The sequence below is a fragment of the Mesorhizobium sp. M7A.F.Ca.US.011.01.1.1 genome (genome assembly GCF_003998295.1).
Lineage (GTDB): Bacteria > Pseudomonadota > Alphaproteobacteria > Rhizobiales > Rhizobiaceae > Mesorhizobium.
Map to the genome: position 1 here is coordinate 456,751 of NZ_RZRT01000002.1, position 13,000 is coordinate 469,750.

11 protein-coding genes are annotated in these 13,000 nt (G+C 62.3%); 8 read left to right on the forward strand and 3 right to left on the reverse strand.

Going from position 1 to position 13,000, the window contains the following annotated elements:
• Positions 1-272: 272 nt before the first annotated feature.
• The gene (pgi, locus tag EOA13_RS04695; protein WP_127290073.1) at positions 273-1,916 is read left to right on the forward strand and encodes a glucose-6-phosphate isomerase; all 1,644 of its coding nucleotides are present in this window, start codon (positions 273-275) and stop codon (positions 1,914-1,916) included.
• Positions 1,917-1,921: 5 nt separating this feature from the next.
• The gene (locus EOA13_RS04700; protein WP_127290075.1) at positions 1,922-2,644 is read left to right on the forward strand and encodes an HAD family hydrolase; all 723 of its coding nucleotides are present in this window, start codon (positions 1,922-1,924) and stop codon (positions 2,642-2,644) included.
• Positions 2,645-2,769: 125 nt separating this feature from the next.
• Here the strand turns inward: EOA13_RS04700 and EOA13_RS04705 are convergent, their stop codons facing one another.
• Positions 2,770-3,129 (reverse strand): helix-turn-helix domain-containing protein, encoded by a 360-nt coding sequence (locus tag EOA13_RS04705; protein WP_127290077.1) that lies wholly within the window; start codon positions 3,127-3,129, stop codon positions 2,770-2,772.
• Between the two features lie 116 nt (positions 3,130-3,245).
• Here EOA13_RS04705 and EOA13_RS04710 point away from each other — a divergent pair, with 116 nt between their 5' ends.
• Positions 3,246-4,136 (forward strand): SDR family oxidoreductase, encoded by an 891-nt coding sequence (locus tag EOA13_RS04710; RefSeq protein ID WP_127290079.1) that lies wholly within the window; start codon positions 3,246-3,248, stop codon positions 4,134-4,136.
• Between the two features lie 236 nt (positions 4,137-4,372).
• Here EOA13_RS04710 and EOA13_RS04715 read toward each other — a convergent pair whose 3' ends face one another.
• The gene (locus EOA13_RS04715) at positions 4,373-5,101 is read right to left on the reverse strand and encodes a methyltransferase (RefSeq protein ID WP_127290081.1); all 729 of its coding nucleotides are present in this window, start codon (positions 5,099-5,101) and stop codon (positions 4,373-4,375) included.
• The gene (locus EOA13_RS04720) at positions 5,098-7,104 is read right to left on the reverse strand and encodes a long-chain fatty acid--CoA ligase (RefSeq protein ID WP_127290083.1); all 2,007 of its coding nucleotides are present in this window, start codon (positions 7,102-7,104) and stop codon (positions 5,098-5,100) included. Before EOA13_RS04720 ends, EOA13_RS04715 begins: the two co-directional genes overlap by 4 nt.
• A gap of 454 nt (positions 7,105-7,558) precedes the next feature.
• On the opposite strand from EOA13_RS04720, the gene EOA13_RS04725 reads away from it, so the two are divergent.
• The 5 genes from EOA13_RS04725 to EOA13_RS04745 all read left to right on the forward strand — a co-directional run bounded on the left by EOA13_RS04725 (position 7,559) and on the right by EOA13_RS04745 (position 12,821).
• Positions 7,559-9,151 carry an ABC transporter substrate-binding protein gene (locus EOA13_RS04725; protein ID WP_127290085.1) on the forward strand — a complete coding sequence of 531 codons (1,593 nt, stop codon included), beginning with the start codon at positions 7,559-7,561 and terminating at the stop codon, positions 9,149-9,151.
• A gap of 50 nt (positions 9,152-9,201) precedes the next feature.
• Positions 9,202-10,209 carry an ABC transporter permease subunit gene (locus EOA13_RS04730; protein ID WP_127290087.1) on the forward strand — a complete coding sequence of 336 codons (1,008 nt, stop codon included), beginning with the start codon at positions 9,202-9,204 and terminating at the stop codon, positions 10,207-10,209.
• Between the two features lie 70 nt (positions 10,210-10,279).
• Positions 10,280-11,134, forward strand: coding sequence for an ABC transporter permease subunit (locus EOA13_RS04735; protein ID WP_224618710.1), 855 nt, complete (start codon positions 10,280-10,282; stop codon positions 11,132-11,134).
• Between the two features lie 2 nt (positions 11,135-11,136).
• Positions 11,137-11,994, forward strand: a complete 858-nt coding sequence (locus EOA13_RS04740) for an ABC transporter ATP-binding protein (protein ID WP_127290121.1) — start codon at positions 11,137-11,139, stop codon at positions 11,992-11,994.
• Positions 11,991-12,821: a dipeptide ABC transporter ATP-binding protein gene (locus EOA13_RS04745; protein WP_127290091.1), complete on the forward strand. Its 831-nt coding sequence runs from the start codon at positions 11,991-11,993 to the stop codon at positions 12,819-12,821. Before EOA13_RS04740 ends, EOA13_RS04745 begins: the two co-directional genes overlap by 4 nt.
• The last annotated feature ends 179 nt before the right edge of the window (positions 12,822-13,000 follow it).

Sequence of the window (13,000 nt, forward strand, 5' to 3'; positions counted from 1 at the left end):
GATTTCCTCGATGGCCAGCCTTTTTCGTTTGGCTGGACCAGCCGAACGTAACCGTGGCACAAGGGGTTGCGCCAATCAATTTTTCTGATCGTTGGGATTTATGCCAGTGATCCTTCACGCCATTTTGATGCTGCGCCGCGGCATAGCTGCGTGACTCCGTGCGTCATCGCTGCGCATTGAAACGGGTGGAGTTCGGCCCGATAGATTGTCGCGACGACACGCGCCGGAAACATCCGGTCCGTAATGATGGCTCGAGGTCTCGGAGTTTGGCAGTGGATCAATCGTCCTTTCAAAAACAGCTCGCCGCCTTGCGCGATCACCGCGCTGCAGCGCCCGCCAGCATGCGCCAGGCCTTCGCCGCCGATCCCAAGCGGTTCGTGGAATTCTCCGCCACCGATGGCGATCTGCTGCTCGACTGGTCGAAATGCGCGGTCGATGCGACCGCCATGGAACTGCTGGAAAAGCTCGCCCTGGCCGCCGATCTCGAAGGTCGTCGCGCCGCCATGTTCGCCGGCAAGAAGATCAACGTCACCGAGGACCGTGCCGTGCTGCACACGGCGCTGCGCAACCTGACCGGCAAGGGCGTCACCGTCGATGGCCAGGATGTCAAGGCTGACGTCATCGCCGTGCTCGACGCCATGGGCGCCTTTGCCGATGCCGTGCGCTCCGGCAAGGCGGCCGGCGCCACCGGCAAGAAGATCACCGACATCGTCAACATAGGCATCGGCGGTTCCGATCTCGGCCCGGCCATGGCGACGCTGGCGCTGGCGCCCTATCATGACGGGCCGCGCGCGCATTACGTTTCCAACATCGACGGCGCCCATATCCACGACACGCTGAAGGGGCTGTCCGCCGAGACCACGCTTTTCATCATCGCTTCCAAGACCTTCACCACCGTCGAGACGATGACCAATGCGCAGACGGCGCGCGACTGGGTGCAGAAGGCGCTCGGCAAGGAAGCGGTCGGCAAGCACTTCGCCGCCGTGTCGACCGCGCTCGACCTTGTGGCCAAGTTCGGCATCGCGCCCGATCGCGTCTTCGGCTTCTGGGATTGGGTCGGTGGCCGCTATTCGCTCTGGGGCGCCATCGGCCTGCCGGTGATGATCGCTGTCGGCCCGCGGAATTTTCGCGCCTTCCTCGATGGCGCGCATGAGATGGACGAGCATTTCCGTACCGCACCGGTGCAGGAGAACCTGCCGGCGCTGCTGGGGCTGGTCGGCTGGTGGCATCGCGTCATCTGCGGCTACCCGGCGCGCGCCGTCATCCCTTACGACCAGCGCCTGTCCAGGCTGCCGGCCTATCTGCAGCAGCTCGACATGGAATCGAACGGCAAGAGCGTCACCCTCGAAGGCACGGCGGCGACGACGCCGACCGGACCGCTGGTTTGGGGCGAGCCCGGCACCAATGGCCAGCATGCCTTCTTCCAGCTGCTGCACCAGGGCACCGATTTCATCCCGGTTGAATTCCTTGCCGCGGCCGTGGGGCATGAGCCCGATCTCAAGCATCAGCACGATCTGCTGCTCGCCAACTGCCTGGCGCAGTCGGAAGCGCTGATGAAGGGCCGCACGCTGGACGAGGCCCGCGCCCAGATGCTGGCCAAGGGCATGAAGCCGGCCGAGGTCGACAAAATCGCCCCGCATCGCGTCTTCTCCGGCAACCGGCCCTCGGTCACCATCCTCTACCGCAAACTCGACCCGCGCACCTTCGGCCGGCTGATCGCGCTCTACGAGCACCGCGTCTTCGTCGAGGGAACGCTGTTCAACATCAACTCCTTCGACCAGTGGGGCGTCGAACTCGGCAAGGAACTGGCCACCGGCCTTTTGCCTGTCGTGGAGGGCAAGGAAAGTGCCGCCAAGCGGGATGCATCGACCGCTGGCCTCGTGGGATTCATCCACCATTTGCGTGGATCGGAGTGAAAAGCTTGGCAGACATCAAGGGAATATTGTTCGACAAGGATGGAACGCTTGTCGACTTCAACGCGACCTGGCTCGGCGTCGCCGATTTCATGGCCATGGATGCGTCGGAAGGCGATCGCTGGAAAGCCGACAGGCTGCTGGCCGCCGCCGGCTTCGATTTCGCCAACAAGCGCTTTAAGCCTGACTCGATATTTGCCTCCGGCACCAATCTCGACGTCGTCGAATTGTGGTTTCCGCGCCTCTCCAACGAGGACCAGATGCTGGCGGTCGCCCGCTTCAACGAGATCACCTCGGTGCAAGGCTCGGCGATGGCCGTGGCGCTGCCGGGCATCGTCGACACGCTGACGGCACTGCACAGGAAGTCCTACCGTCTTGGCGTCGCCACCAACGATTCGACCAGCGGCGCGGAAAAGACGCTGGTCACGCTCGGCGTCGCCCAGCTGTTCGATGCGGCCTATGGCTACGACGCGGTCGCCAATCCGAAACCGGCGCCCGATACCATCCTGGCCTTCAGCGATCTCACCGGGCTGAAGCCGGCGGAAATCGCCATGGTCGGAGACAACCGCCATGATCTCGAAATGGCGCGTGCCGGCGGCTGCGGGCTGGCGGTCGGCGTGCTCTCCGGCACCGGCACCCGCGAATCGCTGGCCGGGATTGCCGACGCTATCCTGGAGTCGGTTGCCGATCTGCCGGATTTTCTCTCGGCACGGGTCAAGGAGACGATCTGAGTCCAACACCGGCGCAAAATCAACTTGGGCTTTTCCGCCAACGGCTGAGATCGGGTGGAAAGGAGACAGGCAGTTCCTCGGTCTGTTTCTTCAAAGGCGGACCTTGGTCGCCAGATTTGGGATCGCTACGCAACTGCGGAACGGCGCGATCGATTTTGCACGATCAGAGCTACCTCGGGCGTATGATGGGTTCCCCATTCGCACAAGGGCGCGAGTACTCCGGCCAGGCTGTAACCAAAGTCGGTTAGTTCATACTCGACGTGCGGCGGCACCGTCTGAAAGTCAATGCGACGAATAACGCCATCATCCGTCAGTTCTTTCAGGTGCTGAATCAGCATTTTTTCGCTCACATTGGTAACGAGCCTGCGGAGTTGACCGGTGCGTTTGGGCCCGCTGGCCAGATGATAAACGATAAGCGGCTTCCACTTGCCGCCAAGGATGGCAAGAACCGCTTCAAGGCCGCATCGGAAGTTCGTCTCGGTCAACTTGATCTCCGAATCTTGGCACTTACCAAATAGTCGGTACTGGTTTGCAGGTATGTTTTGTCCTAGCTGGGTCGGACGACAATGTCGATGTGCAAAAAAGTCCAAAGGAAATCACCATGGCCAAGATCCTCGTAACTGGCGCAACCGGCAATATCGGCCGAAAGACTCTCCAACATCTCCTGAAGCGGTTGCCCGCCACCGATCTCGTCGGCCTGGCCCGCGATCCCGCCAAGGCGGCCGATCTGGCGGCCGATAGGATTGAGACCCGCCAGGGCGACTATCTCGAGTATGACGGACTGGTGCGCGCGTTCGAGGGCATTGATAAGCTAATGCTCGTATCCGCCACGGCCTTTACCGATCGCAATACCCAGCACCAAAATGCCATTAGCGCAGCTCGGCAGGCGGGCGTTAAGCACATCGTCTATATGCCGATCATCCACGAAGCAGGATCCGCCTTCACCTTGCCGGATATCACCGAGCAGGATCTGTTCGTCGAGGAAAAACTGAAGGCATCCGGCCTAGCCTACACGCTCGTCCGTCATCCGCCCTTTATCGAGAGCATCTCATTCTACATCGGCGAAAACGCCCTGGAGACCGGGGTTCACGTGCCGGCTGGTGCGGGCAAGGCGGGCTATGCCAGCCGTGACGACCTGGCAGAGGCGCATGCCATTGTGCTGAGCGAAGAAGGCCATGAATACAAAACTTACTCGCTGTATGGCGATCCCGCCGTATCCTTCGCGGATGTCGCACAGATCCTGTCGGATATCAGCGGCAAGCCAGTGCCGTTTGTTCCCGGCTCGGATCAGGATTACATCGACCACTTAGCGGCGGCGGGTCTGCCCGAGCAGGCCGCCCGCTTCGCGCTTGTGTGGGTGCAAGGCATCAACGCCGGAGAATGGGGCGGCACGGCGGGGGATCTCGAGAAACTCTTGGGCCGCAAGCCGGTGACGGCGACCGAGTTCTTGCGAGCCAACCTGCGGCACTCCAAGCTTGAGACCGTGACCTGAACAACTGGGCGTTAGACAACACAACATCGACATTGGCAGCAACGCGCCATCCCGCCGTTTTGCGACTCGCCGAGCCACCCTACGACGCTCAACTGGTGCGCCTTGGATCATACCCCAATTTTGCGCCGCCGAACGTCAGCTCTGTATGGCAGCTTTCTGGCAGTCGTACTCACCTGACAAAGGTCCGAAACGAGGTCGAATCTGGTCATTCCGAGTGACTGGGATTGATCTCAGCGTCAGCGCTCTTCCGCCTCAAACGAAAAAACACCGCTCGGCTTGCTCGCGGCACCCTTCGCGTCGCCGAAATCCGGCACCTGATATTCGGCGAGCAATCGCAGCCGGGACAGCGGCAGGTCGTTGCGACGGGGATCGCCGACCAGCACGTCGATGCCGGCTGCCAGGCAGCGGTCGAGGAACGGGATGACGCGTAGAGCGACCTCGCGGCCGTAGAACACGTCTCCTGCAAGCACGAGGTCGACCGCCGGTGGCGGACCCGCGGTGATATCCTTGTCGACAATGGCGATCTCGACGCCGTTGGCCGCCGTATTGAGGCCGATCGCGGCAACGCCGTTGCGGTCTATCTCGGCGGCGATGACTTCGCGCGCGCCGGCCATGGCGGCGGCAATGCCGACAAGGCCGGAACCGGCGCCAAGGTCGAGCACGCGGCGACCGGCCACCATTTGCGGATGGTCCAGTATGTGGCGCGCGAGCACCGCGCCGCCGGCCCACACATAGGCCCAATAGGGCGGCTGCGGCTCAGGTCCATCATCGTCCGTCTCTTCATCGACGTCGATGCTTTGGTGCGGATCGGTAAGCCGCCGCAGGCCACTGGCCGGATGCGGCGTATAGAGGCGGATCTCAGGCACCGACGGCACCGGGGCGAGGCGCATGTTCGTCCTGATGAATTCTGCCGGGTCAGGACGGCAAGGTGCATTTACGGCATCCGCGCCGCCGGCTGCAATCATTCGCGCAGCCCTCGCCGCAGGATCTTGCCGACCGGCGTCTTCGGCAGCTCGGTGCGGAATTCGATGTATTTGGGCCGCTTGTAGCCGGTCAGGTTCTCACGGCAAAAGGCGGTGATTGCTTCGGCGGTCAGCGCCGGATCTTTCTTGACGATGAACAGCTTCGGCACTTCGCCCGAATGCTCGTCCGGCACGCCGACCGCCGCCACTTCGAGCACGCCCGGATGCATCGCCACGACTTCCTCGAGCTCGTTGGGGTAGACGTTGAAGCCCGAGACCAGGATCATGTCCTTCTTGCGGTCGACGATCTTGGTGTAGCCGCGTTCGTCCATGAAGCCCATGTCGCCGGATTTGAAGTAGCCATCCTTGGTCATCACCTTGGCGGTCTCATCGGGCCGGTTCCAGTAGCCCGCCATCACTTGCGGTCCTCGGATGCAGACCTCGCCGACCTCGCCGAGCGGCAAATTGTTGCCGTCGTCGTCGCGGATGGCGATCTCGGTCGAGGGCAGCGGCAAGCCGATGGTGCCGGTGAAGTCGCCGGCGGTGAACTTGTTGGCGGTGGCCACCGGCGAGGTTTCCGAGAGGCCGTAGCCTTCGGTGACCGAACAACCGGTCAGGGTCTTCCAGCGTTCGGCGACGCCCTTCTGCACCGCCATGCCGCCGCCCAGCGTCAGCACCAGCGGCTTGAAGTCGAGCTTGCGGAAATCCTCATTGTTGAGCAGCGCGTTGAAAAGCGTGTTGAGGCCGGGAAAGATGTGCACCGGATATTTCTGCAATTCCTTGACGAAGCCGGGAATGTCGCGCGGGTTGGGAATGAGCACATTGCGGGCGCCTTGCTGCATGCCCATCAGCGCGTTCACGGTCAGCGCGAAAATATGATAGAGCGGCAGCGCGCAGATGAAGTTGGGGTGCGCCGGTTTCGGCTTGATCGTGTAGGCATCCTCCATCCACTGCGCGTTCTGCGCGACGTTGGCGAGCACGTTTCTGTGCAGCAGTGTGGCGCCCTTCGACACGCCCGTGGTGCCGCCCGTATATTGCAGGAAGGCGACATCGTCGGCTTCCACCTTGGCCGGCTTGAAGCCCATGCCGGCGCCGGCCTTCATGGCGGCATTGAACTTGACATGGCCGGGCAAGGACCATGCCGGCACCATCTTCTTCACACGGCGCACGACGAAATTGACGATCGTGCCCTTCAGGCCGCCAAGCAGGTCGCCCATCGCGGCGACCACCACATGCTTGACCGTGGTCCTGGCGATCACCGCCTGCAAGGTGTTGGCGAAGTTCTCCAGGATGACGATGGCTTGCGCACCGGAATCCTTCAACTGGTGTTCGAGCTCGCGCGGCGTGTAGAGCGGATTGATGTTCACCACCACATAACCCGCTCGCAAGATCGCCATCATCGCCACCGGATATTGCAGCACGTTCGGCATCATCAGCGCGACGCGCGCGCCTTTCTGCAGGCCTTTCGATTGCAGGTAGGCGCCGAAGGCTGCCGACAGCCGCTCGACATCGGTGTAGCTGATGGACCTGTCCATGCAGGTGAAGGCCGGCTGCGCGGAAAACTGCTTGCAGGCGGCGACGAGGAAATCGCCGATCGAGCTGTAGGGCAGGGCACCGATCTCGGCCTGCACGTTTTTCGGATAGCTCTTGAGCCACGGCTTTTCCGGCAAGCCGGCGGCCAGCGCCGTCAGCGTTTTTGGCAATCGGTTGGCGGTGGCGTCGGCCGGCTTTGCCGCCGGTGGGGTCTTCATCGCCGCGGCGGCTTTCGACGCCGGCCTGGCAGCGGGCTTTGCCGCACCCGCTTTATTTCCCGACGCCGTCTTTCCGGCCGCGGCCTTGGCCGGGGCTTTCACCACTGGCCTTGTGCTTGCCCTTACGGGCGCCGCGGCCGCCTTCGGCGTGGCGGCTTTGGAAACGGGTGCTTTCGGCTTGGCAGTACCGGCTGCTTTCGACGGCGCCTTGGCTCCCGCTTTCACCGGCGCCGTCGTCCTTGATGCTTTTGCCAACCGTTCCTCCCTGGACAAGTCTTGTTCATCCGCGCCGCGCTCGCCCCTGAATTGACAAGGACGCCCTCCGCTGCGGCCGTTACACCCTATGTATTGCCTCCGTTGGTGACCGTGCAAGTCTTGCCCTTGCGGCAACATGGCGAAAGATTTGCCGTCGAAAGTCTTTGCCGCCGCCAGCGCTCCCAGGCGGTGTCCTGGCGCATCCCTCGGCCGCTCGGAAGCGCCGGGAACATTTATATCGTCAGCTTGGCGATCAATAAAAAAATTCGGTTGTTAATAATCTCGTGAATGGAAGAAACTGCTAATTTTTTCTGCAATTTGGCAAAATAGCGGATTTTTTTCCTGCTTCCCGCGGGGTAAGCAAACGGGGTGTTCCAAAGCCGGAAAAACGGTGCTTATATGCGCGCTTCGCGAGCCTGATAGAGGGGCTTGGAAGAACATCAGGGAGTGCTCAATGAATAAGAAGCTGACTTTTGCAGCCGCGTTGCTGGCTGCAAGCGTCCTGAGCGGCATGGCCAATGCGAAAACTCTGGTCTACTGCGCGGAAGCTTCGCCGGAAGGTTTCGATCCGGCGCCGTATACCGCAGGCCAGACGTTCGACGCGTCATCGCGCACCGTCTTCAACCGCCTTGTCGAATTCGATCACGGCAAGACGACGACCTCGCCGGGCCTGGCCGAGAGCTGGACGATCTCCGACGATGGCAAGGAATATGTCTTCAAGCTGCGCAAGGGCGTCAAGTTCGCCGCAACCGACTATTTCACCCCGACGCGCGACTTCAACGCCGACGACGTGGTGTTCTCGTTCGAACGCCAGGTCGACAAGAACGGCCCCTGGTTCCAGTACATTCCGGGCATTGCCTACCAGTATTACAATGACCAGTTCGGCGACAACATTACCAAGGTCGAGAAGGTCGATGACCTGACGGTGAAGTTCACCCTCAAGGAGCCGGCGATCACCTTCATTCCGACGCTGGGCATGGATTTCGCCTCGGTCGTCTCCAAGGAATATGCCGACAAGCTGCAGGCCGACAAGACGCCTGAGCTGTTCAACCAGAAGCCGATCGGCACCGGCCCGTTCATCTTCGTCGACTACCAGACCGACGCCGCCATCCGCTACAAGGCCAACCCGGACTATTGGGGCGGCAAGCACAAGATCGACGATCTGGTCTTCGCCATCACCACCGATCCGGCGGTGCGCGCGCAGAAGCTCAAGGCCGGCGAATGCAACATCATGTCGTACCCGGCACCGGCCGACATCGCCGGTCTGCAGGCCGATGCGAACCTGAAGGTCGAGGAGCAGGAAGGCCTCAATGTCGGCGCGCTGATGTACAACACCCAGCAGAAGCCGTTCGACGACGTGCGCGTCCGCAAGGCGCTCAACATGGCCATCAACAAGAAGGCCATCATCGATGCCGTCTTCCAGGGCGCCGGCCAGGTGGCGATCAATCCGATCCCGCCGACCATGTGGTCCTACAACAAGGAAGTGAAGGACGATCCTTACGATCCGGATGCAGCCAAGAAGCTGCTTGAAGAAGCCGGCGTCAAGGACCTCAAGATGAACGTCTGGGCCATGCCTGTGTCGCGCCCCTACATGCCGAATGCGCGCCGCACCGCCGAACTGATCCAGGCGGATTTCGCCAAGGTCGGCGTCACCGTCGAGATCGTCAGCTACGATTGGGGTGAATACCTTAAGCGCGCTTCCGCGGTCGATCACGACGGCGCCGTCATCGTCGGCTGGACCGGCGACAATGGCGATCCGGACAACTTCCTCGGCGTGCTCCTGAGCTGCGCTTCCGTCGGTTCGAACAACCGCGCGGAATGGTGCAACAAGGACTTCGATGCGCTCATCAACAAGGCCAAGACCGTTTCGGATCAGGCCGAGCGCACCAAGCTCTATGAACAGGCACAGGTCATCTTCAAGGAACAGGCACCCTGGGCGACGCTCGCTCACTCCAAGGTGTTCATGCCGATGCAGAAGACCGTCACCGGCTTTGCGATGGATCCGCTCGGTATCCACCGCTTCGACGGCGTCGATATCGCCGAATAAGGTTGCGAAACGGGGGCGCCACCATGTGGTGACGCCCCCACTCGCCCGCCATGCTGCGTTATATCCTCGGCAAGCTCGCCCTCATCATCCCGACCTTCATCGGGATAACCATCCTCGCCTTTGGCTTCGTGCGCATCCTGCCCGGTGATCCGGTGCTGGTGCTTGCGGGCGAACGCGGCCTGTCGCCCGAACGTCACTCGGCGCTGATGCACCAGTTCGGTTTCGACCTGCCGATATGGCAACAATATTTGACCTATCTGACGAACATCCTCGGCGGTGATTTCGGCACCTCGTTTTCCACCAAGACGCCGGTGCTCAGGGATTTCCTGGTGCGCTTCCCGGCAACGGTCGAACTCGCCATCTTCGCCATGATCTTTGCCGTCATCCTGGGGGTCGCCGCCGGCATCTTCGCCGCCATCCGCCGCGGCTCCTGGTTCGATCAGCTGACGATGGGCACGGCGCTGGCGGGCTATTCCATGCCGATCTTCTGGTGGGGTCTGCTGCTGATCATCGTGTTCTCCGGCACGCTGCACTGGACGCCGGTTTCCGGCCGCATCGACCTTCTCTATTTCTTCAAGCCGGTGACCGGCTTCATGACCATCGATTCGCTGATCTCGGGGCAGAAGGGCGCATTCCGCTCGGCACTGTCGCACCTCGTCCTGCCCACGATCGTGCTCGGCACTATCCCGCTCGCAGTAATCGCCAGGCAGACGCGCTCGGCGATGCTCGAAGTGCTGGGTGAGGACTATGTCCGCACCGCGCGCGCCAAGGGCCTGGCGCCGCGCCGCGTCATCGGCCTGCATGCCTTCCGCAACGCGCTGATCCCGGTCGTCACCACCATCGGCCTGCAGGTCGGCACGCTCTTGACCGGCGCCATCCTGACCGAGAGCATCTTCTCCTGGCCCGGCATCGGCAAATGGATGATCGACGCCATTTCCAAGCGCGACTATTTCACCGTGCAGGGCGGGTTGCTTTTGATCGCGCTGATCGTCATGTCGGTCAACCTCATCGTCGACGTGCTCTACGCCGTCATCAACCCACGCATCCGGGCCAACTGACATGAGCAACGAAGGCCCAGCCACCATCGAAGCCGCCACCGTCGTCAAGCAGCAGGACGCAAGGCTGCAGATGTTCGGCGAGTTCTGGCATTACTTCTCCGTCAACAAGGGCGCGGTGATCGGGCTCTTTGTCTTTGCGCTGCTGATCCTGATCGCCATCTTCGCGCCGCTGCTGGCGCCGCATTCGCCAGACGATCAGTTCCGCGACTTCTTCCTGACGCCGCCGGCCTGGCAGGAAGGCGGCAACGCGCAGTTCCTGCTCGGCACCGACGCTGTCGGCCGCGATATGCTGTCGCGGCTGATCTACGGCTCGCGCTTCTCGCTCGCCATCGGCTTCGTCGTCGTCACGTCAGCGCTGATCTCAGGCGTCATTCTCGGCCTGCTCGCCGGCTACTGCCGCGGCTGGGTTGACACGCTGATCATGCGCATCATGGACATCATCCTGGCCTTCCCGTCGCTGCTATTGGCCCTGGTGCTGGTCGCGGTGCTTGGCCCCGGCCTGGTCAACGCCATGATCGCCATCGCCTTCGTGCTGCAGCCGCATTTCGCCCGGCTCACCCGCGCCGCCGTGATGGCCGAGAAGACCCGCGAATATGTCGTTTCGGCCAAGGTCGCCGGCGCCAGCCATCTCAGGCTGATGCTGGTCACTATCCTGCCCAACTGCATCGCGCCGCTGATCGTGCAGGCGACGCTGTCCTTCTCCAACGCCATCCTCGAGGCGGCGGCCCTTGGCTTCCTCGGCATGGGCGCGCAGCCGCCGACGCCGGAATGGGGCACCATGCTGGCCGAAGCACGCGAGTTCATCCTGCGCGCCTGGTGGGTGGTGACCTTCCCCGGCCTCGCCATCCTGATCACCGTCTTCGCCATCAACCTGATCGGCGACGGCCTGCGCGACGCGCTCGACCCCAAGCTGAAGAGGTCGTGAGTATGCCTCTGCTCGAGATCAAGAATCTCACCGTTTCCTTCGACACCGCGGCCGGACCGTTCATGGCCGTGCAAGGCATCGACCTCTCGATCGAGCCGCGCGAAGTGCTGGCGATCGTCGGCGAGTCCGGTTCCGGCAAGTCTGTGGCGATGCTCGCGGTAATGGGCCTGTTGCCCAACACCGCAACCGTCAAGGCAGACCGCATGGCCTTCGACGGCGTCGATCTCCTGAAGCTCAGCCCGTCCGAACGCCGCAAGATCGTCGGCAAGGACATCTCGATGATCTTCCAGGAGCCGATCGCCAGCCTCAATCCGTGCTTCACCGTCGGCTTCCAGATCGAGGAGGTGCTGCGCTTCCATATGGGTATGGATCGCGCTCAGCGGCGCGCGCGGGCCATCGAATTGATGAAGCTGGTCGGCATCGCCGATCCGGAAGAACGGCTTAGCTCGTTTCCACACCAGATGTCGGGCGGCCAATGCCAGCGCGTCATGATCGCCATCGCCATCGCCTGCAATCCGAAGCTGCTGATCGCCGACGAGCCGACGACGGCGCTCGACGTCACCATCCAGAAGCAGATCCTCGATCTGCTGGTTTCGCTGCAGGCCAAATACGGTATGGGCCTGATCATGATCACCCACAATATGGGCGTGGTGGCCGAGACCGCCGACCGTGTCATCGTCCAGTACAAGGGCCGCAAGATGGAAGAGGCCGACGTGCTGTCGCTGTTTGAATCGCCGAAGAGCAATTACACGCGTGCGCTGTTGTCGGCGCTGCCGGAGAACGCCGTCGGCGACCGGCTGCCGACCGTTTCCGACATGATGTTCGAGCCGGCCCCCTCTGCCGCGGGAGCCGCCTCATGAGCACGACCGTTCTCGAAGGCAAGAACATCGTCCGCGACTACCACATCGGCGGCGGCCTGTTCACCGGGCCGCGCACCGTGCATGCGGTCAAGGGCGTCTCCTTCAAGGTGGAAAAGGGCAAGACGCTGGCCATCGTCGGCGAAAGCGGCTGCGGCAAGTCCACGCTCGCCCGCATCATCACGCTGATCGATCCGGCGACGGCGGGCGACCTTTTCATCGACGGCAACAAGGTTGACATCGCCAGGAACCCCCTGACGAAGGAAATGCGCCGCAAGGTGCAGATCGTCTTCCAGAACCCCTATGGATCGCTCAACCCGCGCCAGAAGATCGGCGACGTACTGGGCGAGCCTCTGCTGATCAACACCGACAAGCCGGCGGCCGAGCGGCGCGACCTGGCGATGAAGATGCTGAAGAAGGTCGGCCTCGGTCACGAGCACTACAATCGCTACCCGCACATGTTCTCGGGCGGCCAGCGCCAGCGCATTGCCATTGCCCGTGCGCTGATGCTCAATCCAAGCCTGCTGGTGCTGGACGAGCCGGTCTCGGCGCTCGATCTGTCGGTGCAGGCGCAGGTGCTCAACCTGCTCGCCGACCTGCAGGACGAGTTCCAGCTGACCTATGTCTTCATCAGCCACGATCTGTCCGTGGTGCGCTACATCGCCGACGATGTGATGGTGATGTATTTCGGCGAAGCGGTCGAATACGGCTCGCGCGACGAGGTCTTCGCCGACCCCAAGCACAGCTACACCAGGACGCTGTTCGCCGCGACGCCGCGTGCCGACGTGGCTTCGATCAAGGCGAGGCTGGCGAAGAAGAAGGCGGCTTAACGTCTCTTCGTCATCCTAGGGCGGAGCGGCGCGAAGCGTCGCGCAGACCCTAGGATCCTGTGTGTTGTTCCCATGCTATGTCTGAAGTGGGAAGGAGACCGAGGGGATCCTGGTCGTCCTTTCGAGGACAGGCCGTGGCATGGCTCGGTCCCTTCCCACCGGTGAACCATCAACCTGAA

Excerpts from the sequence above, each read along its gene's own strand:
- EOA13_RS04740 (WP_127290121.1), top strand. The coding sequence starts at position 11,137 with ATGCCTCTGCTCGAGATCAAGAATCTCACCGTTTCCTTCGACACCGCG.
- EOA13_RS04710 (WP_127290079.1), top strand. The coding sequence starts at position 3,246 with ATGGCCAAGATCCTCGTAACTGGCGCAACCGGCAATATCGGCCGAAAG.
- EOA13_RS04715 (WP_127290081.1), bottom strand. The coding sequence starts at position 5,101 with ATGATTGCAGCCGGCGGCGCGGATGCCGTAAATGCACCTTGCCGTCCT.
- EOA13_RS04745 (WP_127290091.1), top strand. The coding sequence starts at position 11,991 with ATGAGCACGACCGTTCTCGAAGGCAAGAACATCGTCCGCGACTACCAC.
- EOA13_RS04725 (WP_127290085.1), top strand. The coding sequence starts at position 7,559 with ATGAATAAGAAGCTGACTTTTGCAGCCGCGTTGCTGGCTGCAAGCGTC.
- EOA13_RS04735 (WP_224618710.1), top strand. The coding sequence starts at position 10,280 with ATGTTCGGCGAGTTCTGGCATTACTTCTCCGTCAACAAGGGCGCGGTG.
- EOA13_RS04730 (WP_127290087.1), top strand. The coding sequence starts at position 9,202 with ATGCTGCGTTATATCCTCGGCAAGCTCGCCCTCATCATCCCGACCTTC.